The following is a 21,887-nucleotide window of genomic DNA, read 5'->3' as shown; positions in this document are numbered from 1 at the left end:
GGCTTGACCCGGGCGTGGAGGTCGATGGCCGCGGCGAGATGCTTCTTCAGCAGCTCGACCGACTGGATGCGGATGTTCTCCGACAGCGTGTTGTGCGTGAACACCATCTTGGATCTCCAGCTTGGTGCAGCCGAAAAGGCTACCGGCGGCGGGGGGGGGGACCGCACCATCTGCACGCTAGCGCACCGGAAAGACGCAAGAGCAAGGTCGGAAAATACTCCGCTGGCGCATGGCCACCCGCATCAGGTCAGGAACTCGGCTAAAAACGCACGGGCTTTTCGGGATTGCAGGGATGTTCGCGTGGCCATAGCGGCATTTCCTTTGCGTCGCCTGAACGCAGGCGCACTATTTTTCCTCGATGGAGATGCCGCTTTTTCCGATATTGATCTCGATGCCGGACGGCTTTTGCCGTTCTTTATAAAGCTGGTAGCCGACAACAGCGACAACGACCATGAGTGCGCCGATGGCGAGGTAAAGAATATTCCGGTTCATCGCATTCGACCTTCGTGCAGTGCCCGGGAGCAGATGCTCCAGTACAATACGAAATTCCTTTCGATTTCACATGCGAGGCCGCGGTTTTCCGCCCGGCGAGGACCCTCTTGACCCGTGACGCGCGCGTGGGTGACGCTGCCGCAGGCGCAATGTCCAGCTCGGCGTGCCGCGGAGTCGATCTCGCGCCTCCTGGATGGTTCTGATGTCTCTCGATCCGTACCTTCCTCCAGATCAAAGGCGCCTTGTCTCTCGCTTCTGGGAAAGCGCATCGGGATTCTGGCGCGGCCGCTCGGCCTGGCGCGCCTGGGTCCTGGTGGCGGTGATGGTGGCCACGGTGTTGCTGCAGTTGTGGGTTCAGTATCGGCTGAATTTCTGGAACCGCGATTTCTTCAATGCGATCGGGCGAAAGGATGGGACGGAGCTCTGGAGGCAGGCGTGGTTTTTCGTGCCGCTTGCCGCCGCCAGCATCTCGCTCGTCATCGTCTCGGTCTGGGTGCGCATGACGACGCAGCGCGAATGGCGCAAATGGCTCAGCAGCCACCTTTATGATTTTTGGCTGGGAGGCGGTCGCTACCGCCGGCTGAGGTTCATGCTGGGGGAGCATCAAACCCCCGAGTATCGCATCGCCGAGGACGCGAAGGTTGCAACCGATGTGCCCGTGGATCTGGTGGTCGGCCTGCTGTCGTCGGTGCTCAACGCGATCACCTTCATCGGCGTTCTCTGGAGCGTCGGGGGTTCTCTCCTCATCCCGGCCTTCGGGCGGCACGTCTCCATTCCGGGATATCTTGTGCTCGCGGTCGTCGCCTATTCCGTGCTGGTCACGGCCGCGATGATGTTCATCGGCCGCCACCTGATGCGCGTGTTGGGAGAAAGCAAACGCGCAGAAGCCGATTTGCGAGCGATCGGATCGCATCTGCGCGAGAGCGGCGAAGGATCTGCGCTTCCAGATGCGCGGCGGGACGGACGACAGATCATCGGCGAGGCCCTGGCGAAGGTGATTGCTCAATGGCGCGCCCTGTGCTGGCAGCTCATGCGGATGACGCTGGTATCGCAGACCAATCTGCTGTTGACTCCGGTGATCGGCTTGCTGCTCTGCATGCCGAAGTATCTCGTCGGGCTCATGAGCCTGGGCGAGGTCGTCCAGGCTGCTGCGGCGTTCACCATCGTGCAGGCGGCATTCAACTGGATCACGGACAGCTATGCCCGCCTCGCGGAGTGGCGGTCTTCTGCGAACCGGGTCGCGTCCCTCCTGCTCGCGCTGGATCAGGTCGACCAATCCGAACGCCCCGCGAACCTTGACATGACCGCTGGAAGCGGGAGCAACGAGCTTAAGGCCCAGGCCGGCCGCGTAGCGCCGGATTGAACTCGATTGTCCTTCATTCTGGTCCCGAAGCCTGCAGTATGGATCAAGTGCGGGTCAATGCTACCGCCGCACGGCTACCGTGCGTTTATTTATCCATTTTCTCTCCCAGTGAGCACTTCTGCACAGAAGTCGTAAGGAAACGGCCTACCGTTGTCCAAATAGGGTGTTTCCAACAGCGCAAGATTTTTTCTTGTCTGATACTTTCGTGTGTTGGATTCCTCAGTCCGACGTGCATTCCGAATGCGACCAAACGACTTGCGTCGAAGATCATTCGCGAGCAGATCATGGAGGTACCCCAACATGGACAGCGCATTTTTCAGAGTATCGGGCCTCGATCCCCACGACAGCGCAAATATCGTATTTGTCTGGTGTCGTGTTCGTGGTCAGGACAACCGCATTCTCGTGGGGTCCGGACATGTGGTCACTGCTGGCAGTGGTGTCCCACCTGGTATCCGGCCAGGACAGTTTTGCGTTGTTTTTCGGCTGCCGCCTGACTGCTCCGCGGACAGTATCGTTGTTACAGACGATAAGGACGGCAAAGTCATTCTGCCTGATATCAGTGTAATACAATGTATGCCGGGGGTGGGATATCGGCCCGCAGCGATCTCTGCTTCCGCCGCCCCCGCGGCGTGAGCTTTCAGTATCAGCGGATACCATCAGCGCTAGCTCAATGTTATCTTGAGACGTTTTGCGAATAATGATGGCACGCAAAAGGAGTAAAACGTCATGAGCGAGCTAGTTCAAGTTCAAGGTCGTGATATTTCCGGAACGACCATGTTCATATACTATAATAATGCCGGAACGTTTACGCTCTTGGGCAGTGCGTCAAACACCACTGCTGCGAACGATGCTCAGGATGGGAGCAGTGTTGGCCTGGCCTCCTACGCAGCACTCATCTATCTGCCGGATGGCTTTGATCCGGCAAATGTCGTCGTATACAATCAGGCCGGAACGGTCCAGACGCTAGGCGCGGACCCCTCCCTCAACGGCGTCTATACTGTCACTGAAGTGGCGCCAGTCGGTGCGACCGGTGCCACGGGCGCCACGGGCGCCACGGGAGCAACCGGTGCCACGGGCGTCGGTGAAACGGGTGCCACTGGTGCGACTGGCGCGACAGGAGCCACCGGTGCCACGGGAGCGACCGGTGCTACGGGCGTCGGTGAAACGGGCGCCACCGGTGCGACAGGAGCAACCGGCGCCACGGGAGCAACGGGTGCGACCGGTGTAGGCGAAACGGGTGCAACCGGTGCCACGGGAGCAACCGGTGCGACCGGTGTTGGTGAAACGGGCGCCACTGGTGCGACCGGCGCGACAGGAGCAACCGGCGCCACGGGAGCAACGGGTGCGACCGGTGTAGGCGAAACGGGTGCAACCGGTGCCACGGGAGCAACCGGTGCGACCGGTGTTGGTGAAACGGGCGCCACTGGTGCGACCGGCGCGACCGGAGCAACCGGCGCCACGGGAGCAACGGGTGCGACTGGTATCGGCGAAACGGGCGCCACTGGCGCAACCGGGGCGACAGGAGCAACCGGCGCCACGGGAGCAACGGGTGCGACTGGTATCGGCGAAACTGGCGCGACGGGGAGTACAGGAGCCACCGGTGCGACAGGCGCCACAGGCGCCACTGGGGCGACCGGCTCCACAGGAGCGACAGGAGCAACCGGCGCGACCGGTGTTGGTGAAACGGGCGCCACTGGTGCGACCGGCGCGACCGGAGCAATCGGCGCCACGGGAGCAACGGGTGCGACCGGTGTCGGTGAAACGGGTGCGACCGGTGCCACGGGAGCAACCGGCGCGACCGGTGTTGGTGAAACGGGCGCCACTGGTGCGACCGGCGCGACCGGAGCAACCGGCGCCACGGGAGCAACGGGTGCGACTGGTATCGGCGAAACGGGCGCCACTGGCGCAACCGGGGCGACCGGAGCAACCGGCGCCACGGGAGCAACGGGTGCGACTGGTATCGGCGAAACTGGCGCGACGGGGAGTACAGGAGCCACCGGTGCGACAGGCGCCACAGGCGCCACTGGGGCGACCGGCTCCACAGGAGCGACAGGAGCAACCGGCGCGACCGGTGTTGGTGAAACGGGCGCCACTGGTGCGACCGGCGCGACCGGAGCAATCGGCGCCACGGGAGCAACGGGTGCGACCGGTGTCGGTGAAACGGGTGCGACCGGTGCCACGGGAGCAACCGGCGCGACCGGTGTTGGTGAAACGGGCGCCACTGGTGCGACCGGGGCGACAGGAGCAACCGGCGCCACGGGAGCAACGGGTGCGACTGGTATCGGCGAAACGGGCGCGACGGGGAGTACAGGAGCCACCGGTGCGACAGGCGCCACAGGCGCCACTGGGGCGACCGGCTCCACAGGAGCAACGGGCTCGACGGGGAGTACAGGGGCCACAGGCGCCACCGGGGCGACCGGTTCTACGGGAGCGACAGGAGCAACCGGCGCGACCGGTGTTGGTGAAACGGGCGCCACTGGTGCGACCGGGGCGACAGGAGCAACCGGCGCCACGGGAGCAACCGGCGCGACGGGAGCAACGGGTGCGACTGGTATCGGCGAAACGGGCGCGACGGGGAGTACAGGAGCCACCGGTGCGACAGGCGCCACTGGGGCGACCGGCTCCACAGGAGCGACAGGAGCAACCGGCGCGACGGGGAGTACAGGGGCCACCGGCGCGACAGGCGCCACCGGGGCGACCGGTTCTACGGGAGCGACAGGAGCAACCGGCGCGACGGGGAGTACAGGTGCCACCGGTGCAACTGGCGCCACCGGGGCGACCGGCTCCACGGGAGCAACGGGAGCAACCGGTGCGACGGGGAGTACAGGCGCGACGGGGAGTACAGGGGCCACCGGCGCGACAGGCGCAACTGGCGCCACCGGGGCGACCGGCTCCACGGGAGCAACGGGAGCAACCGGTGCGACCGGGAGTACAGGTGCGACGGGGAGTACAGGAGCCACCGGCGCGACAGGCGCAACTGGCGCCACCGGGGCGACCGGCTCGACGGGAGCAACCGGCGCGACGGGGAGCACAGGGGCCACCGGTGCGACCGGACCGACTGGTGCGACGGGTCAGACCGGACACTCCGGGCCGACTGGACATTCGTGCCCACCCGGACACCACGGACACCCCGGCCCAACCGGACCGACCGGACACACCTGCCCGATCGGACAAGGCGGCCACCATACCCGGATGAACTTTGCGTCAGGGTATTGCAAGGGCCAGGACGGGCAAGCTGGAGCGAAGTTTGACAGCGCCAGTGCCGGCTTCGAGGGCTCACTCCGGAGCATAGTGAATACGTCGGGTGCGAGCCTGACTTCTCAGGACATCGCATCGCCCAAGATCGCCTCGTGGACTGCTGCTAACGGTAATCTTCGATCCCTGGCATCGGGAGCGCCGCCGAACACGGGAAATACATCGGGCTCCGTCGCGCCGAGCTTCGACAACCACACGCCCGTCATGACGCTTCCCAAGCACTGACCTGCGAACGAGCGGAGAAGACCGGCCGAAAGGCCGATCTTCTCTGATTTACATCTCAAAATCCGAGCCAGTTGTCTCCGAGTACTTTCACGCACGTCGAGGATCCGACAGATGAAACATCGCTGGGGTATCGTGACTGCGGGCTTCTTCTCGTCTGCCCTCAATATCTTCCTCCTGACCCTGATGGTCGTCTTCATCCCGACGTTCGGCCTCGGGATCGCAAGCGGGGTCACCGAACCACTGCTCGCGCTGGGCTACATCTTCATCGGTGCGATCGGTGTGCAAGGGCTTCTGGACGCGGGAGACGGGGTCTTCGCCAAGGGTTGGCGCTCCCGCAATGTCGCCCGGCTCCGCCATGATCCCCCATTGCCGCTCCGCCCGTCGGCGCCGGCTGCCCGCACGACTGGCCTCGACGACGCGCCGGTCGAGCCCGATGAGGCGATGAAGCCCCTCAACAACGCGCAGGGCGGTGGCCAGGCGTCGGCGCGGTTGGCTGCGGCGATGACCATTGCCCGGTATCACGGCATCGACCCCGATCCGCGCGAAGCAAAATCCGTCGCCGCCGAGGCGAGCCCTTCTCCGGCGGTGCTGGTGGATTGGTTCCGGCGGTCCGGCCTGTGGGCGCACAGCATCCGTCTCACTTACCGTCAGTTGATGAAGATCGACAGCGCGGCGCCCGTTCTGCTGCTGCTGTCCGGCGGCGATGCCGCCCTGGTGGTTGGCCGCGATCGCGAGCGTGGCGTGCTGTTGTTGCGCGACCCGCTTGCGCCGGAATTCGAGCCGCCGGTGGCTGTGGCGGAATTGCGCCTCAAGCAGGTGTGGGATGGTGCGGCCCTTCTTGTGCGGGCCTCGCGCGCAGGCAGCGCCGATGAGGAGCCGTTCGATCTCGGCCTGCTCACGCGCTTGGTCTGGGGGGAGAAGTCGATTCTGCGTGATGTCATGATCGGCTCAGTCACGATAACGATACTCAGTATTTTGCCCGTTTTGATGATCATGACGACGCTTAATACCGTCATTACCTATCGGAGCTTCAACACGCTCACGCTTATCATCATCGTCCTGGTCATCGCGCTCGTCTTCGAGATGCTGATAACCTGGTCGCGGCGGATGCTGCTCGTCATCCTCGCGTGCCGGCTGGACACGCGGCTGAATCTTGCGATCTTCGACCGCCTGATGACGCTGCCCATCGATTTCTTCGAGCGCAACCAGGCCGGCGAACTCTCCTACAAGATCGCCCAGTTCTATCGTGTCCGCGATTTTCTCACCGGCCGGATGATGACGACGTTCATCGACGTCGCAATGGTCGCGCTGCTGCTGCCTGTCCTGTTCTACATGGAGGCGACGCTCGCCTGGACCGTGCTGATCGCCGCCGGCTGCATCACCGCGGTCATCGCGGCGTTCCTCGGGCCGCTCGCGCGCATGACGGCCAAGCTGGTTCAGGCGGAATCCAACAAGGGCTCGACGTTGGTCGAAAGCATCTATGGCATCCGCACCATCAAGTCGCTCTGCCTGGAATCCACCCGCGCCGCGGAATGGGACCGGCGCGTCGCCGAGCTCGGCGAGCTCAACCTTCAGATGGGCAAGCTGAGCAACTGGCCGATGGTGCTGGTGATGCCGTTCGAGAAATACACTGTGGCCGGCGTGCTGGCGCTCGGGGCCTTCATCGCGCTGAATTCGGAGAACCCGCTGTCGCTCGGAGGCCTCATCGGCTTCATGATGCTTGGCGGTCGGGTGGCCGGTCCGCTGGTCAATCTTGCCCGTCTGCTGCAGGACGTCCAGGAAGCGCGCCAGGCGCTCTCGCAGGTCGGCTGGGTGCTCAATCGGCCGACCGAAAGGCGGGCGCTGACCCAGGGCCTGAGGCCGAGATTTCAGGGCGCCATCAGCTTCGAGGAGGTAACCTTCAAGTACGAAGGCACCAAGACCCCGGCGCTCGACAAGATCAGCTTCGCCATCGAGCCTGGCACGATGCTCGGGCTGGTGGGCCGCTCGGGTTCCGGCAAGTCGACGATCACGCGGCTGCTGATGGGCATCAATCGCGACTATTCGGGCGCGGTGAAGATCGACGGGACGGATCTGCGCGAAATCAACCTGCGCCATCTGCGCCAGAGCTTCGGCGTCGTGCTGCAGGACAATTTCCTGTTCCGCGGCACGGTGAAGGACAACATTCTCGCCGGCCGCCCCGGCCTCACCTTCGAGGACGCGGTGCGTGCGGCGCGGCTCGCCGGCGCCGAGGAATTCATCGAGCGCCTGCCCCAGGGCTACGAGACCTGGATCCAGGAGGGCTCACCCAACCTGTCCGGCGGCCAGCGCCAGCGGCTTGCCATCGCGCGCGCGCTGATCGTCGATCCTCGGCTGCTGATCCTCGACGAGGCGACGTCGTCGCTCGATCCCGAGAGCGAGGCGCTGATCAACGCCAATCTCCAGCGGATTGCGGCCGGCCGCACCATGGTGATCGTTTCCCACCGCCTCTCCTCGCTGGTCGATTGCGACCAGACCCTCGTGCTCGATCGCGGCAAGGTTGTCGATCTCGCCCCGCATCACGAACTGGTCGAGCGCTGCGCCGTCTATCGCCATCTCTGGCTGCAGCAGACCCGTCATACGGACCCGCAAGGAAAAGCCCATGTTGCGCCTGCTCCGAAATTCTCCCAGAGAGGCTGACGACGCAGCGGGCGGCAACACCCTCCCGCTGGCCGTGCTCGAATTCGAGAGCCCGTCGGCCACGATCATCGCCACCCGGGTGCCGACGCTGTCGCGCGCGATCAATCTCTTCGTCTTCCTGCTCGTCGTCTCGCTGCTTGTGGCCAGCGGGCTGGTCCGGATCGACAAGGTGGTCTCCGCCAGCGGCAAACTGGTGGCCGATGCGCCCAATATCCTCCTGCAGCCCTTCGATCAGACCATCGTCGAGAGCATCAATGCGAGAAAGGGTGACATCGTCCGCAAAGGCCAGGTGCTGGCCCGCCTCAACCCGACCTTCAGTTCCGCCGACGCCGTGGCCATCAAGGATCAGGTCGATCTGCTCACCGCCAAGGCCGCGCGGCTGAAAGCGGAGGCCGCCGGCACGATCTATCTGCCCGACATGACCAATCCGCACGCGGAACTGCAGGCCTCGATCTTCCGTCAGCGACAAAGCGGGAACAGTTTTTCCCTGCAGAACTTCGACCAGAAGATCAACGAACTGACGACCCAGATTGCCGGCAACAATTCGCAGGCGGCTTACTTCGTCGAGCGCCTCGACCTGGCCGTGAAGGTGGAGGGCATGCGCCAGAAGCTCGAGGATCTCAAGGTCGGCAGTCTCCTCAACACGCTGCTCGCCCAGGATACCCGGCTGACCATGGCGGCGTCGCTCTCCCAGGCGAAATCAGATGCCGCCCAGGCGGGCCGCAAGCTCGCCGCCCAGCAGGCCGAGCGCGAGGCCTTCGTCCAGCACTGGAACAGCGAGACCTCGCAGGAACTGGCGGATACGCGCCGCCGCTTGGTGCAGGCCCAGCAGGACTTCGCCAAGGCCGACCTGCACCATGAGCTCGTGGCGCTGATTGCGCCGCGCGACGCGATCGTATTGTCGGTGGCCAAGATCTCGGTAGGCTCGGTCGTCACCAGCGCCGAGCCGCTGATCTACCTTGTGCCGCTCGACGCGCGGCTATCGGTTGAGGCGGATATTTCCGGCATCGACAGCGGCTATGTCCGTCCCGGCGACCAGGTCACGATCAAGTTCGATACGCTGCCCTACCTGCAATATGGTAGCGCCCGCGGATCGGTCAGCGCGATCAGCGCCGACAGTTTCAGCCCGGAGACCACCGTTCAGGAAGGCGGCTCGGCGCTGCCCAATCGGCCACGCTCGCTCTACTACAAGGGTGATATCGTGATCGACGAGCTGTCGATGCACGACACCCCGCCCGGCTTCCGGCTGATGCCCGGTATGCCGGTCACGGCCGACATCAAGGTCGGGACGCGCTCGGTGCTGTCCTACTTCGTCACGAAGATCCTGCCTGTCGCCTATGACAGCATGCGCGAACCTTGAGCCGTGACTCGCATGACCCTATCGCACTTCTTCGCCGGACGGCTCGATCGCTTCGCATTTGGCTCGCCGGAGCGGACCCGCCAGCGTGCGGAACGCCTCGGCGATGCCGCGCCCGGACGCTCGTTCGCCTTGTTCGTCGCGGCGGCGGAGGCGGGCGACACCGAGGCGTGCTTCAGGGTCGGCGAATGCCTCGTTGACGGAAAGGGCGCGCCCGGCGACCCGGCCGAGGCGGCGCGCTGGTACCATCGCGCCGCCTCGGCCGGACATGTGCGCGCACAGTGCCGCCTGGCCCAGCTGCATCTGTTCGGGCTGTCGCAGGCTGTGGTCGAACGAGACGCCGGGCTGTTCGAGCCGGTTGCAGGCGAGACGGCCGACTTTCACGCGGCGGCGATCTGGGCGCGGCGCGCCGCCGAAGCGGGCGCGGCGGACGCCCAGGCCATGCTGGCCTACATCCTCTCCGCCGGACCGCAGGACCTGCGCCATCCCGAGGCGGCGTTCGACTGGTACCGCAGATCCGCCGAGCAGGACTGCCCGCAGGGCCGGCTCGGCTACGCCATCGCCCTGATGCTGGGCGAGGCCACCGCGGATACCCTCGCGGTCGCGCGCCGGCACATGATCCGCGCGGCGGAGGCGGGCCTGCCCACGGCTCACTATCTGCTCGGCGTCAGCGCCGAGCGCGCGGTCGGCACGCCGGTGGACGAAGTGGCCGCGCGCCATCACTATTTGATCGCGGCGAAGGCCGGGCTGGGCAAGGCCCAGGCGCGACTGGGCCTGCTGCTGCTCGAAGGCAGGGGCGGAGCGGTTGACGCGCTGAATGGTGAAACCTGGCTCCGCCGCGCGGCCCTCGGCGGTGATGCCGAGGCGGCGGCGATGCTCGGCGGCATTTATGCCCAGGGCGGCGCCTTGCCGCCGAACTATGCGGAAGCGGCATACTGGTTCCGCACCGCGGCGGACCGCGGGCACAGCGCCGCGGCCCGAGCCCTCGGGATGCTCTACCTCACCGGCGCCGGCGTGGTCCGCGATCCGGATGAAGCGGCCATCTGGTTCAAGCAGGCGGCCGAGGCGGGAGACCCGCCCGCCCAGGCGAGCCTGGCCGCTCTGCTGCAGACCGGGACGGCCTTGAACCTCGCCGACGATCCGCCGGTGGTGCACGAATGGTTCGAGCGCGCGGCAGAGCAGGGCGACCTGCTGGGGGCCTTCAACTACGCTGTCTGCCTTGCCGAAGGCTTCGGCCTGCCGCGCAACGACGAGCGCGCCGCCTTCTGGCTCAAGCGGGCGGCCGAGGGCGTGGTGGAGGCGCAGTATTGGTATGGCCGCATGCTCGCGGACGGCCGTGGCGTGGTGAAGGACGAGGTCCAGGCCGCCATCTGGTTCGCCCGCGCCGCCGATGCAGGACTGGCGGAAGCGCAGGCGGCACTGGCCGAGATCCTTATGGATGGCCGCGGCGTTCCGCGTGACCCGCAGCGTGCCAAATCCTGGTTCCTGCGCGCGGCGTCCGCGGGGCACGGGCCCGCGATGTTCGCCCTCGGCGCGCTCTATGCCGGCGGGCACGATATCGAGCCGGACCTCTCGGCGGCCCGCCGCTGGTTCGCCCAGGCTGCCGAGAGTGGCCACCAACGCGCCGCCCTCATGCTTGCACGCTACACATCGCGCGGCCTCGGCGGCCCGCAGGATATCGAGGGCGGTCGACGCTGGTACGCGCAGGCGCTTGGACTGCCCGAGGCGGCCGAAGAAAGCGCCGCATGGGAGCGGTCACTGGCCGCGGACATCGGGATGGCAGCGGAGACGGAGTCGGGCGACGCCGGTGCGCCCGAAGCCGCGTGATGGAAGCATCGCAGCCTGACCGCCCGGAGCACGATCTCGAGCGCACCGGGACTTTGGCGAGGAGATAGGCATGCGTACCGCGTCCGATCCGCAGTTCGACCGTTTACCGGCTGGCGAGGAGATCCTGTATTCGCCCCGGCAATCGGTTGGGCGCGCCCAACTGCGCGCAACTCTCCTCCCACCGGTCGAGATAATCCGGCAGGGGAATCCCACTGCGTCCGGGCCAGCGGTTCAGCGCTCCCAGGTCGGCGACCGCTTCGGCATCGTCCTCCAGCAGGTCGAGCATGGTCGACACCGCTCCCTTGGCGTCGTCGAGGCCCCCATGCTCGTCGAAGAACACCTTATGGTCCGCGAACCAGGACCCGAAGCCGGCCGCCATGCCCTGCGCCTGCGCGGTGGCGCGATAGCCGGCGAGGAGGGTTTCCCGGTAGCTTCGGATGGAACCGGCATAAGCGGCATCGTTCGGGAAGGGGGGCGTGCGCGCCCAATTGTCCGCCATGCGCCCCAGGCCCCGCAGGGAGAACGCCTCGGCCAGCGCTTCCTCGAGCCACTGGCAGGGATTGCGCGGCTTGGCGTTTTGCTCCCAGCTGTTGCAGAGCACATGCCCGAGTTCATGCCCGAACTGATAGGCAAGATTACACCAGTCGCGAGTGCCGACGATGACGGTGACCCAGGCGGTGGTCGAATTCCCGGAATGCAGCCAAACCGACGGGTTTCTACCCGTCTTGTCGTCGATCCGGAGCCGCTTGGGCTGCCCGTCGGAGACGAGCGCCACGCCCCCCAGGCAGCCGACCCGCATGCTCTCGATCACGGCAGCGGCGTCCGCCGTCGTCGACCCGCCCCAGTCGCCCCCAAGCTGAAGCTGGGCACTGAGCAGGTCAACCTCGCCGGGTCCAGCCCGCGCCAGCGCGCGCCGGATGGGCAGAAGGAGGCCTGCCCCCAGCAGGGACAGAAAGCAGCGTCGTTTCATGATCGGCCTGCGACTGCCATGGGAAAATCCCTTTCATCGGGATCAGGCGCGCTGCCGGTCCTGTGCACGGAGGACCTTCGATGAACGCTTCAGGTCAGATGGTCTGTCTGAACATGATCGTCAAGAACGAGGCCGAAGTGATTCGCCGGTGTCTGGACAGCGTGCGCCCGATCATCGATCGCTGGGTGATCGTGGATACGGGATCGACCGACGGCACGCAGGACATCATCCGCGCGCATCTGAGCGACCTGCCCGGCGAACTGCACGAGCGGCCCTGGCGGGATTTCGCGCACAACCGCTCCGAAGCTCTGGAACTGGCGCGCGGGAAAGGCGACTACACGTTCATCATCGATGCCGACGACACGCTGGAGATTGACGCCGATGGCGTCCCGCCCGCACTGACCGGCGACTCCTACATGGTGACGATCAACGATGCCACCATCGTCTACCAGCGACCGCAATTGGTGCGCAGCGCACTGCCATGGCGCTACGAGGGGGTGCTGCACGAATATCTCACCTGCGAAGGGGCCGCCCCGCACGGGCGGATGTCCGGACTCACGATGCGGCGCAACAATGACGGCGCGCGCCGCAAGGATCCCCAAACCTACCGGCGCGATGTAGCTGTGCTGGAGGCCGCATTGCAGACCGAAAGAAATCCATTCTTGCTCTCGCGCTACCGATTTTATCTGGCGCAGAGCTATCGCGACTGCGGGGACCGCGAAAAGGCATTGGAGAATTACTTGTTACGCGCCGAGCTTGGCTTTTGGCAGGAAGAGGTCTTTATGAGCCTTTATTCGGCCGCGCAGTTGAAGGAACAGCTTGGACGCCCGGAGCGGGAGGTCATCGACGCTTACCTTCGTGCCAGCGATGCGCTGCCGACGCGCGTCGAAGCCCTGCACAATGCAAGCCGGTTCTGCCGCCGGAAGGGGCGCTATGAGGAGGGATATGAAATTGCCAGGCGCGGATTGACAATCCCATTGCCGGCAGATGCGTTATTCGTTGAAGCGTGGATCTATGAGAACGGCCTGTTGGACGAGTTTTCGGTCAATGCGTATCATTCCGGGCGCAAGCGGGACAGCCTCGATGCCAGCCTGAAGATTCTCGCTAGCGCGAAGCTCTCGGCGGCGGATATGGCGCGCGTGGTGGAAAACGCACGGCTCGCAAGCGAGGGATTGCCCCGGAACCCAAATCCGGGAGCGCTGGGCACCAAGGACTTGGCCGAGCAGCACGCGCTGCAGCCGCCGCGGCCGCTCCGGTCCCGACTGAAGGGGGTGCCGCGCGTACTCGTCGCCATCCTCGCGAACCAGAAGGAGGCGTTTCTACCGCTGTATCTGGAGTGCATCGAAGCGCTGGACTATCCGAAATCGGCGATCGTCCTCCACATCCATACCTGCGACGGCACGGACGGCACCGAGCGTCTCCTGCGCGAATGGGTTGAACTGAAGCGTGACCTCTACGCCGGGGTGGAATTTGCATCCGATGATGTGGAAGGTCGCCTCAGACCGTTCGGGGGCCATGAGCGGGACACGGAACGGACCCGCCTTCTCGGGCATATCCGCAACACCAGCTTAACCCGTGCCATGGAAAATGCGTGCGATTTCTGCTTCGTAGCGGATATAAGCCACTTTGTCCGGCCCTGTACTCTGCGGGAATTGGTGGCGCTCAATCTGCCGATAGTCGCGCCCTTCCTGCGCTCGGTGGAGCCGGGCAATCCCTATTCAAACTATCATTCAGAGATTGATGCGAACGGATACTACAAGGAATGTGACCTATATTCCTTGGTCATCGGTCGTCAGGTGCGTGGCATTCTGGAGCAGCCGGTTGTCAACGGCTGCTATCTTGTCCGCACGGATGTGCTGGAGGGCCTCTCCTGCGAGGACGGAACCGCGCGCCATCAATACGTAGTCTTCTCGGAAAGCGCTCGCAGGCTTGGCGTCCCACAGTACCTGGATAATAGACAGATATACGGCTATATCGTGCTTCGCGAGGCTGGTGATCCTTATATCGCTGGTGAAATTGAGCGTGCGAGAAATCTGTTGCGGAGCGGGGATTCCTCTGTTGTAGGTACTTTCGAACCTCTGGCTCGGGGAGCCCGGGATTGGAATCAGCAGTTGAAGATTTTGCCGCAACGGGCGCTCGATAACGCCCTGTCCGCTCAGGTTGATTTAATTTAAGCAATGAATCTATATCAAGAGACGATTTTCGGATCGTGATCAGACGCCGTGCGCATGTCAACGGTTATAAAGTCGATATATACATGATATTGCAGTATTACTCGTGTCCATAACATATTTGTATACAATATTTTCTCATCTAAAACAGCGTAACGCGCACCGGGCAGGCGGGAAAAAGGAGTTTCGTGCTGTGCATCCATATATCGCGCCGGATATTATTCTTCTGTGTCATCGCCCTTGTGGGGGTAGTCCCTTATGTGCGGATTGTCGAGCAACACCACGTTGAGCAGAGAGCTGTGGACCTCTATGGTCCCATTATAGTCGATGAATCCAAGTTTACGAAATTTGTTCATAAAAAAACTTACGCGAGAACGCGTCGTTCCAATCATTTCTGTTAGAGTTTCATGGCTAATTTTAGCAAATATTGGCTCAGGTTTTTCATCTTTTCCAAATTTTGCCAAAAGCAGAAGGGCCCGTGCAAGGCGCTTCTCGCTTGAATTAAATAGTTGATCAATAAGATTTTCCTCGGCCCGAATGTTTCTGGACAAAAGATGTGCTATGAATATACCTGAAAAAGTAGACTCATCTTTCAGAGTGCGGATAACTGATGATTTTTCCAGGCGCAATATGACCGATTCGGCCATCGCTGTGACAGTCGCCATGCGTAGTAGTTGCCCCGCAAGGCATCCTTCGCCGAAAAAATCCCCCGCTCCGAGAATGGCTACAACGGCTTCCCGGCCCTGCTCCGACACGACGGCAATCTTTACCTTCCCGCTTTGAATGTAGAAGACAGCGTCCGCCGGAGATCCTTGTAAAAATACAACGGTTGATTTTTTATATAAGTTTATTGTACGGCCATCCCCGACCTTGGACAGGAACTCATCCACATTGAATACAGTGTTTTTTTCGTTTTCCATAGAATGCCTCTTGTCGCATTAAGTTATTTGTGTATTTTGGTTTGATACTTAAGGGGCAGATATTTTTGGTCGGCCTTGAAGCTGAGTTTGGCGCCCCCTCGACGGCTGTTTGAGCGTTCGCAGGAGATGGTGCCCGGGCGAAGCATGAAGGCATCTGAGTGTAGTATGTATCATCCTGCGTGAGGCGTCGACCGGCCGCGCGCAATAGTTGATCAGGCGCTTCTGCCGGACCCTCCGGAGCGGCTGCCCGAGGACCCCTGGCTTGGGCAGCGCCTCGAAGCCGAGCTCGTTGTCGCCCCGGCGGTCGATGTCGAGAACCAAGCTGTGATCAGGCCCGAAAGTCGTTATCGTGACGCGCGCAGCAGAATGGGCGGTGATGGTCCAGAGGCTGCTGCACATGAGAAAAGTTTGTTCCTGAAGCGTGCAGTGGTCTCTTCGGCGACACATGCGATGTGGCCGAATGGAAGCAAGCCGACCGATGTCTGCGAACGGCGGTCGACGGATGACATAACGGCGGCCTGGAGCTTCTGGTTCCGCTTCAGCCTCCGCCATGTGATCAAAAAGCGGCGGCCTTGCCCTGGCCCGCATTGAACTTCCCGAAGGCATCGGGGTTCACGCCCGCGTCTTCCTCCTGCCGCTTCAGGTCGGACTTGTATTTTTCCTTCGTGGGGTCGTTCTGCAGCCACCGTGCCGCTTTCCTCCGTCGCCGCTATCGTGCTCGGCGCTATCCTGCAAGTGATCGTGGAAGTCTGATCTTGGCTATGGCGCGGCAGGGCCGAGGCGTCACCGCCATGCCCGTCAAAATCTGACCGGCTTTCGCCATCTGTTCGGTGAGGCCGACGAATGGGCAGCGCCGGCGATCTCATTGCGGACGAAACGACAGCAGTCGCAGCGCGTTCAGCGTCACCAGCACGGTGGCGCCGGTGTCGGCGAGGATCGCGGGCCACAGGCCGGTGATGCCGGCAATGGTGGTGACCAGGAACACCGCCTTCAGGCCAAGGGATATGGCGATGTTCTGGTGGATGTTGCCCATGGTTCGGCGGGACAAAGCGATCATGGACGAAATGTCCTTCACGCGGCCATGCAGCGCCGCGGCATCCGCCGTCTCCAGCGCCACGTCGGTGCCGCCGCCCATGGCGATGCCGATGTCGGCGGCGGCCAGCGCCGGGGCGTCGTTGATGCCGTCACCGACCTTGGCCACCACCGCGCCCTCGCGCTGAAGCTCGCCGACGATCCGCAGCTTGTCCTGCGGCAGCAGCTCGGCGCGCACCTCGATGCCCAGCTGCCGGCCGATGGCCTCCGCCGTGCGGCGGTTGTCGCCGGTCAGCATCACCGTGCGGATGCTCTCCCGCTTCAGCGCGGCGAGGCCCTCGGCGGCATCGGGGCGGGGCTCGTCGCGCATGGCGATGGCCCCGGCGATGGCGCCGTCGGCCACCAGCAGGGACACGGTCTTGCCGGCGTCGTTCAGCGTTGCGATCTGATCGGCCTGCGCCTGGGTCAGCGGGGCGCGCGCCGCGGCAGCCTGGGGGGAGCCGAGGAACACCTCGCGCCCCTCCACCTGCGCCGACACGCCCTTGCCGCCCAGCGCCTGGGCCGCCTCGGCCGGGGCAATGGCGATGGCGTCCGCCGCCGCCCGGTCGAGGATGGCCTTGGCGAGGGGGTGGCTCGATCCGGTCTCCAGCGCCGCCGCGAGACGCAGCACCTCGGCTGCCGGCTGGGCGAACGCGATCACGTCCGTCACCTGCGGGCGGCCCTGCGTGAGGGTGCCGGTCTTGTCGAAGCAGACGGTGGTGACCTTGCCCGCCGTCTCCAGCACGGCGCCGCCCTTCAGCAGCAGCCCGCACCGGGCTCCGGCGGAGAGGCCGGCGGCGATGGCGGCCGGCGTCGAGATCACCAGCGCGCAGGGGCAGCCGATGAGGAGGATGGCAAGGCCCTTGTAGATCCAGGCATCCCACCCCCCGCCGAACAGCAGCGGCGGGATGACCGCCACCAGCGCCGCCACCACCACCACGCCGGGGGTGTAGTAACGCGAGAAGCGATCGATGAGCCGCTCGGTGGGCGCGCGCTTTTCCTGCGCTTCCTCCACCAGCTTCACCACCCGCGCGATGGTGTTGTCCTCGGCGGTGGCGGTGACGCGCACCCGCAATGCCGCCTCCTCGTTCACCGTGCCGGCGAAGACGGTGGCCTGCGGCCCCTTGCGCACCGGCACGCTCTCGCCGGTCACCGGGCTCTCGTCGATACCGCTCTCGCCGGCGACGATGACGCCGTCCGCGGAAATCCGGTCGCCGGGCCGCACCAGGATCACATCGCCCACCATGAGGCTCGCGGCGGGAATCTCAACGGTGGCGCCGTCACGCTCCACCAATGCGGTCTTGGGCACCAGCGCGGTGAGCGCGCGAATGCTGGCGCGCGCCCGGCCGGCGGCGACGCCTTCCAGCAATTCGCCCACCAGGAACAGGAACACCACCGCCGCCGCCTCCTCGGCCGCGCCGATGATGACGGCGCCCGCCGCCGCGATGGTCATCAGCATCTCGATGGTGAAGGGCATGCCGTTGGCCGCCGCCGCGATGGCGCGGCGGGCGATGGGCACGAGGCCCACCAGCATGGCGGCAAGATAAAGCCAGGATTGCACCGCCGGGACAAAGGTGCCGATGCCGAAGGCGGCCACCAAAGCAAGGCCGCTCAAAAGGGTGAGGCGCGCCTTGCCGGTGGACCACCAGCTGCCTTCGGCGGCGGGGGCCGCACCCTGGTCGTGGTCGCCGGCTTCGGCGTGGTCGTGCCCCGAGTGGTCGTGGTCATGGCCGGCATGATCGTGTCCCGCGCAGCTCTCTCCATGGTCGTGTGCCTTGCGCTGCCCGCTGTCGGACGCGAGCGGGGCGAGGGCGTAGCCCATGGGCGAGAGCCGCCCGGCGAGGGGAGCAAGGTCGGCATCCTGGGCGTGGCGGATCACCAGCGTGCCGGCCGCTACCGAGACCTCCGCTTCCGCCACGCCGGCGATGCGCAGCGTCGTGCCCTCGATCTTCGCGGCGCAGGAGGCGCAGTCCATCCCGGTCACCCGGAACCGGCTTTGCACGAGAGGGGCGGTCATGATGCGGCCTTTCTTTGCGTCACGCTGCGGACCCTAGATGCTCTAGTCACTAGAGGAGCAAGCCCCCATGTCTCGCCCCATCTCCGAAATCGTTCCCGACCTGCTGCCCATCGGCGCGGCGGCGCGTGCCAGCGGGGTGAAGGTGCCCACCATCCGCTTCTACGAGGAGATCGGCCTGATGCCGGCTCTGCCGCGCACCGAGGGCAATCGCCGTCTCTACAGTACCACCCACCTGCGGCGGCTCGCCTTCATCCGCCATGCGCGCGAGCTGGGCTTCGACATCGAGGCCATCCGCACCCTGCTGACGCTGCAGGACCGGCCCGAGCAGTCGTGCGCGGCGGCGGACGAGATCGCCAGCGCGCGGCTCATCGAGGTGCGCAGCCGTATCGCCGCGCTCAAGGCGCTGGAAGCAGAACTTCAGCGCATGGTGGACGGCTGCGCCCACGGCCATGTGGCGCAGTGCAGGGTGATCGAGACGCTTTCCGATCATGGACAATGTCAATTTCATAACGGCCATGGTGAAAATCTTGAGAACAGCTGAATTTGAGGCGTTCACCCAAGCTTTTCAGGCGCGATGACGCAGCGGTTGCGAAAGACTTGACACGTCGCGGCTCTTGGGGTCTCTCATGGCCCATGCTTCGCGTCCTGGCAAAAGCCCTCATGTTGATCACCGGTCCGGCGTTCCGCCGGGCCGTGGCGGTCGTCGTGGCGGCGTGCCTTGTGGCCGGACCGTTCGCAAGCACGCTTGCGGCGCATCATGTGGACGATCTGGACGGCGCCGTGAAGGCGCTCTCCCTTGAGGCCGCACCCACCGCCGACGCGTCCCATGGGAATGCATCCATGGTTGAGGCGGATGCCAAGGTGTTCGGCGCCGCGCACGATCCGGCCCAGCCCCAGCCCTCCGCCGACCATGACTGCCATGGCTGCTCCATGGTGGTGCCCCATGCCCCGGCCGGGAGCGTGGCCCTGCGCCTGCGGTCCACGCCGCAGGCGGCGCCCGTGCGCCTGAGCGCCGGCCGCTCCGTTCCCGCCGACATCCGCCCCCCACGCGCCTGATCTGAACCTTCTGCTCGCGCGCTGACGCCTTGCGTCGGCGATCCGCCGTCAGACTTTGGATCAGATCATGTCGCCTCGTGCCCTCGCGCTTGCGCTTGGGGCAGCGCTCGCGCTGCTTCACGCGTCGCAGACGCGCGCCGAAACCGCCCGTCCGCTGACCCTGACCAGCGCCCTCGCCAGCGCCCTTGCCGCCAATCCGCGCCTCACGGCGGCGGAGCGCTACATCGGCATGGCGGCGGGCCGCAACACCCAGGCCGGCGCTCTACCCAACCCCAACCTCTCCCTTGAGGTGGACAATGCGGCGGGCTCGGGCTCCTACCAGGGGCTGGACCTGGCCGAGCAGACCCTCCAGATCAGCCAGCTGGTGGAGCTGGGCGGCAAGCGCGAGGCACGGCTGGCGGCCGCCGGCGCCGGGGTCGGCGTCGCCCGCTGGGAGCGGGAGGCGATCCGCCTGCAGGTGCTGGCGGAGACTGCTTCCGCCTTCGCCGCCGTGCTCGGGGCGCAGCAGCGCGCCCACATCCTCGAGACCCAGGTGACGGCCATCCAGCGGCTGGCGCCCCTGCTGCAGAACCGAGTCCAGGCCGGCGCCTCCTCTCCGGCCGAGATTTCCCGCGCCCGCGTTGCCGCCGATTTCGCCCGGGTGGAGCTGGACCGCGCCCGCGCCGCGCTGGGCACAGCAAGGCGGGAGCTGGCGCTGCTCATGGGTCTCCAGGAAGCGCGGTTCGGGCGGGCGACCGGCAACCTGTTGAAGGTGAGCGCGCCGCCGCCTTTGCCGGGCCTCATCAAGCAGGCGCTGGGCAATCCGCAGCTCACCCGCTTCACCGCCCTGCGCGCCCAGCGCCAGGCCGACCTGCGCTCGGCCCAGGCCAAGGCGGTGCCGGACGTGACCCTCGGCGTCGGCTACCGGCACTACAACGAGACCGCCGACAGCGGCATGCGCCTCTCCCTGTCCATGCCGATCCCGCTGTTCGACCGCAACGACGGCGGCATCAGCGAGGCGAACGAGCAGTTGCTGCGGGCCGAGGCGGAAGAGGCCATCGCCCGCAACGCGCTCATCTCCCAGCTCGGCCGCGCCCATGACGGGATGAAGGCCGCCTTCGACGAAATCACGCTCTTGCGCACCAGCACCATTCCCGGCGCGCGCACCGCCTTCGAGGGGGTGGAGAGCGGCTATTCCGAAGGCCGCTACACCCTTCTGGAGCTGCTCGACGCCCAGTCCACCCTCACCGACGCCGCCCTGCGCGAGCTGGATGCTCTGGTCTCGTTCCACACCGCCCTCGCCACCCTCGAAGGGCTGACGGGTCGGCCGGTGACCCTCACCAAAGGAAAAGCCAAATGAGCCGCACGGCGCGACGCGACGTGGCGATGCTCCTCATCGGCCTGCTGGCCGGCGCGGGGGCGCTGTACGCATTCCAGGACCGCAACGCCCCCGTTTCGGGCAGCCATGCCGCCGAGCGCGGACATGGCGCGGAGGGTGGGCATGGAGAAGAGGGCGGCGGCCACGCCGAGGGCGGGGTGGAACTGGACGACACCAGGCTCGCCGCCGCCGGCATCGGCCTGGAGACGGCCGGCCCCGGGACCCTGCGCCAGAAGCTGCGCCTCAACGGACTGGTCCAGCCCAACCAGGAAAACGTGGTCCAGGTGACCCCGCGCTTTCCCGGCATCGTCCGGGAGATCCGCAAGCGCATCGGCGACACCGTGGCCAAGGGCGACGTGCTCTCGGTGGTGGAGAGCAACCAGAGCCTCACCACCTACGACATGAAGGCGCCCATCTCCGGCACCGTGGTGGACCGCCAGGTGGGCCTCGGCGAATACGCCTCCGAGCAGAAGCCGGCGTTCGTGGTGGCCGACCTGTCGACCCTGTGGGTGGACCTCTCGGTCTATCGCCGCGATTTCCCACGGGTGCGGGCCGGCGACACGGTCGCCATCGATCCGGAGGACGGCGGGCCGGTGATCGACGGCCGGGTGGCCTATGTCTCCCCCATCGGCTCGGCCGATACCCAGACCGCGCTGGCACGGGCGGTCATTCCCAACGACGGCATGCGGCTGCGGCCCGGCCTGTTCGCGGTGGGCACCATCACGCTGACGGAGAAGCCGGTGGACCTCGCGGTGCGCACCAGTGCGCTCCAGACCATCGATAACCGCACGGTGGTGTTCGTGCGCGACGGCGACGCCTTCGCCCCCCGCGACGTGGAGATCGGGGAGCGCGACGGCGAATGGGTCGAGGTGCTGTTCGGCCTGATGCCCGGCGATGTCTACGCCGCCAAGAACAGCTTCGTGGTGAAGGCGGAACTCGCCAAGGGGAGCGCCAGCCATGAACACTGAAAAGACCAGCACTGAAAGGACCAGCACGGCGCAGATCAATACTGAACAGGCCGGCGCCCTCAGGCTGGTCACCGCGCTGATCCATCCTCACCTTGAGGCGCGCGTGATCAAGGCGCTCCATGAACTGCCGGAATTTCCCGGCTTCTCCCTCGCGGAGGTGCGGGGGCAGGGGCGCGGGCG

The 21,887-nt window shown here is 65.4% G+C and carries 13 protein-coding genes and 1 pseudogene; 10 read left to right on the top strand and 4 right to left on the bottom strand.

Annotated features, from left to right (window positions below):
- Positions 1–345: 345 nt before the first annotated feature.
- On the bottom strand, positions 346–492 hold the full coding sequence (locus tag K9U41_RS13715; protein ID WP_282641398.1) for a hypothetical protein: 147 nt from the start codon (positions 490–492) through the stop codon (positions 346–348).
- 202 nt (positions 493–694) lie between these two features.
- On the opposite strand from K9U41_RS13715, the gene K9U41_RS13710 reads away from it, so the two are divergent.
- From K9U41_RS13710 to K9U41_RS13695, 4 genes are all read left to right on the top strand, one after another.
- Positions 695–1,855 carry an SbmA/BacA-like family transporter gene (locus tag K9U41_RS13710; protein WP_282641396.1) on the top strand — a complete coding sequence of 387 codons (1,161 nt, stop codon included), beginning with the start codon at positions 695–697 and terminating at the stop codon, positions 1,853–1,855.
- Between the two features lie 3,591 nt (positions 1,856–5,446).
- Positions 5,447–7,993 (top strand): peptidase domain-containing ABC transporter, encoded by a 2,547-nt coding sequence (locus tag K9U41_RS13705; protein ID WP_282641395.1) that lies wholly within the window; start codon positions 5,447–5,449, stop codon positions 7,991–7,993.
- Positions 7,956–9,353: an HlyD family type I secretion periplasmic adaptor subunit gene (locus K9U41_RS13700; RefSeq protein ID WP_282641394.1), complete on the top strand. Its 1,398-nt coding sequence runs from the start codon at positions 7,956–7,958 to the stop codon at positions 9,351–9,353. Before K9U41_RS13705 ends, K9U41_RS13700 begins: the two co-directional genes overlap by 38 nt.
- A gap of 12 nt (positions 9,354–9,365) precedes the next feature.
- Positions 9,366–11,177 carry an SEL1-like repeat protein gene (locus K9U41_RS13695; RefSeq protein ID WP_282641393.1) on the top strand — a complete coding sequence of 604 codons (1,812 nt, stop codon included), beginning with the start codon at positions 9,366–9,368 and terminating at the stop codon, positions 11,175–11,177.
- Between the two features lie 103 nt (positions 11,178–11,280).
- Here the strand turns inward: K9U41_RS13695 and K9U41_RS13690 are convergent, their stop codons facing one another.
- Positions 11,281–12,147: a hypothetical protein gene (locus K9U41_RS13690; protein ID WP_282641391.1), complete on the bottom strand. Its 867-nt coding sequence runs from the start codon at positions 12,145–12,147 to the stop codon at positions 11,281–11,283.
- A gap of 80 nt (positions 12,148–12,227) precedes the next feature.
- Here K9U41_RS13690 and K9U41_RS13685 point away from each other — a divergent pair, with 80 nt between their 5' ends.
- Positions 12,228–14,321, top strand: a complete 2,094-nt coding sequence (locus K9U41_RS13685) for a glycosyltransferase (protein WP_282641390.1) — start codon at positions 12,228–12,230, stop codon at positions 14,319–14,321.
- Positions 14,322–14,536: 215 nt separating this feature from the next.
- Here K9U41_RS13685 and K9U41_RS13680 read toward each other — a convergent pair whose 3' ends face one another.
- Positions 14,537–15,238 (bottom strand): Crp/Fnr family transcriptional regulator, encoded by a 702-nt coding sequence (locus tag K9U41_RS13680; RefSeq protein WP_282641389.1) that lies wholly within the window; start codon positions 15,236–15,238, stop codon positions 14,537–14,539.
- Positions 15,239–16,100: 862 nt separating this feature from the next.
- Positions 16,101–18,326, bottom strand: coding sequence for a heavy metal translocating P-type ATPase (locus tag K9U41_RS13675; RefSeq protein ID WP_282641387.1), 2,226 nt, complete (start codon positions 18,324–18,326; stop codon positions 16,101–16,103).
- Between the two features lie 67 nt (positions 18,327–18,393).
- Here K9U41_RS13675 and K9U41_RS13670 point away from each other — a divergent pair, with 67 nt between their 5' ends.
- The 5 genes and pseudogenes from K9U41_RS13670 to K9U41_RS13650 all read left to right on the top strand — a co-directional run.
- Complete coding sequence (locus K9U41_RS13670; protein ID WP_282641386.1) at positions 18,394–18,867, top strand: MerR family transcriptional regulator; 474 nt, start codon at positions 18,394–18,396, stop codon at positions 18,865–18,867.
- Positions 18,868–18,986: 119 nt separating this feature from the next.
- The gene (locus K9U41_RS13665; RefSeq protein WP_282641385.1) at positions 18,987–19,382 is read left to right on the top strand and encodes a hypothetical protein; all 396 of its coding nucleotides are present in this window, start codon (positions 18,987–18,989) and stop codon (positions 19,380–19,382) included.
- Between the two features lie 67 nt (positions 19,383–19,449).
- Positions 19,450–20,721, top strand: coding sequence for a TolC family protein (locus tag K9U41_RS13660; RefSeq protein WP_282641384.1), 1,272 nt, complete (start codon positions 19,450–19,452; stop codon positions 20,719–20,721).
- Positions 20,718–21,707, top strand: coding sequence for a divalent metal ion exporter adaptor subunit IhpB (gene ihpB, locus K9U41_RS13655; protein WP_282641382.1), 990 nt, complete (start codon positions 20,718–20,720; stop codon positions 21,705–21,707). The genes K9U41_RS13660 and ihpB overlap by 4 nt, the downstream gene beginning before the upstream one ends.
- A pseudogene (locus K9U41_RS13650) lies at positions 21,697–21,887 on the top strand (hypothetical protein); the annotation flags it as partial. The gene ihpB and the pseudogene K9U41_RS13650, both read left to right, overlap by 11 nt.

It is taken from the genome of Xanthobacter autotrophicus (assembly GCF_029991245.1).
GTDB classification, from domain to species: Bacteria; Pseudomonadota; Alphaproteobacteria; order Rhizobiales; family Xanthobacteraceae; genus Xanthobacter; species Xanthobacter autotrophicus_C.
Note: the sequence above shows the minus strand (reverse complement) of the source record. Positions and strands in the feature narration are given on the sequence as shown.